We start from the raw sequence: 1893 nt of genomic DNA, 5'->3' as shown, positions 1-1893 counted from the left end.
TAAAAAGATAGCCTTATTTAATTTCTTAATTTAATGGATTCTTGCGTCATGAAAATCATCAAAAAATCTTCCAAACTTGATAATGTGTGTTACGACATTCGAGGGGAAGTCGCGCGAGAAGCCAAGCGTTTAGAAGAAGAAGGCCATCGAATCCTAAAGCTTAACATTGGCAACCCTGCGCCCTTTGAGTTCGACGTACCTGAAGAAATACAAACCGACGTCATTCGTAACTTGCCTAACGCTCAAGGCTATAGTGATTCAAAGGGCTTATACTCTGCACGTAAAGCCGTTATGCAGCATTATCAGTCAAAAAACATTCTCAATGTTGACATAGAAGATATCTATTTAGGCAACGGCGCAAGTGAGCTCATTGTTATGTCTATGCAGGCTCTGCTAAATGACGGCGATGAAGTGTTAATCCCCTCACCTGACTACCCTCTATGGACGGCTGCTGTAACGCTAAGTGGCGGTAAGCCTGTGCATTATCTATGTGATGAGGAGTCTAGCTGGTACCCAAGCGTCGAGGACATTCGCAGTAAAATTAACGACAATACCAAAGCAATTGTCGTCATTAACCCGAACAACCCGACCGGCTCGGTTTACCCTGAAAGCTTACTGAAAGAGTTGGTCGACCTTGCTCGAGAGTTTAAGCTGATGCTATTAGCTGACGAGATCTACGACAAAATTCTATATGACGGCGCAACTCACACACCCCTTGCGTCGCTGTCTTCAGATGTCCTTACATTGACCTACAATGGCCTATCTAAGACCCATCGTGCAGCCGGTTACCGGTCTGGCTGGATGATGATTACCGGTCCTAAGCATTATGCTGAAGATTTCATCGACGGCATCGATATGCTCGCGTCAATGCGACTTTGCTGTAATGTACCCGCTCAATACGCGATTCAAACCGCTTTGGGCGGTTATCAAAGTATCAATGACCTAATCGTTCCGGGCGGACGCTTATGGGAGCAGCGTGAGCTTGCCTGGAAAATGCTCAATGATATTAAGGGCGTTTCATGCGTCAAGCCTGATGGCGCGCTTTACCTCTTTGTTAAACTAGACCCTGAGATTTACCCGATCGTAAACGACGAAAAATTGGTCTTGGACTTGCTCAAACAGCAGCGTATTCTTATCGTTCACGGAACAGGCTTTAACCTCAGTGATACTCAGCACTTCCGATTCGTATTCCTTCCACGGGTAGACGTTCTGGAAGATGCAATTCAGCGTTTTGAATTGTTCCTAAAAACTTACGAACAATTACCTGAAGAGAACTAGGGTCAGCCATTTAAATGTTCAGCATCCATATTGAAGAGTTTTTTCTCGATTGCACCAAAATTCTGAAGCAACTGTATATGAGTTTCCCGATGAAGAGCAACGTCTTCGTCGAGGATATCTCAGGCCCAGACCAAGCTGATGAGTACGGTTTACATAGCGATCGTTTTCAAAGTTGTTTTGGCGCTATGCTTTGGCTCGAGCAAGAGCGCTTCATTAAGTTTGAAAGCACTCTTAAGCAAGAAGCTATTGATCAGGCGACCCTAACTTCAAAGGGTCTTAAGCTGATGTCCAGCATCTGCCACGACCAGCAAATTAATGTCTTAACTGAGCAAATTCATCCAATCATTGAAGGCCTGAAGGGCTTGCCGAATATCGATACACTCAATCATATTATGAAGCATGGCACCTCAAGCCAGCTCGCGATAGCCATGCAACATCTGATTCACAAATACTCTGATAACTAACAGACCACAACCCTTTCCGCACACAACGATCTAGCGCTGTCAAAAGCCCCGCCTGAAGCTGGCACTGAGGGGTAATAACATCAGGGTCGTGCCCCTAATTCCTTTTATATTTTTAAGACAAATAACTAATCTCGTACATAAGTGCATCATC

2 protein-coding genes are annotated in these 1893 nt (G+C 44.7%); both read left to right on the top strand.

Features of this window, described 5'->3' with window-relative positions; genetic code table 11:
* The first annotated feature begins 48 nt into the window (after positions 1–48).
* A complete protein-coding gene (locus A3766_RS17555) occupies positions 49–1278 on the top strand; it encodes a pyridoxal phosphate-dependent aminotransferase (protein WP_068514753.1) in 1230 nt (409 codons plus the stop codon).
* A gap of 14 nt (positions 1279–1292) precedes the next feature.
* Positions 1293–1742, top strand: a complete 450-nt coding sequence (locus tag A3766_RS17550; protein ID WP_068513932.1) for a hypothetical protein — start codon at positions 1293–1295, stop codon at positions 1740–1742.
* Positions 1743–1893 lie beyond the last annotated feature (151 nt).

It is taken from the genome of Oleiphilus sp. HI0132 (genome assembly GCF_001635845.1).
This window is presented reverse-complemented; position numbering and strand designations above follow the sequence as displayed.

Bases quoted from the DNA above. Each gene is read 5' to 3' on its own strand.
- A3766_RS17555 (WP_068514753.1), top strand. From the start codon at position 49: ATGAAAATCATCAAAAAATCTTCCAAACTTGATAATGTGTGTTACGAC.
- A3766_RS17550 (WP_068513932.1), top strand. From the start codon at position 1,293: ATGTTCAGCATCCATATTGAAGAGTTTTTTCTCGATTGCACCAAAATT.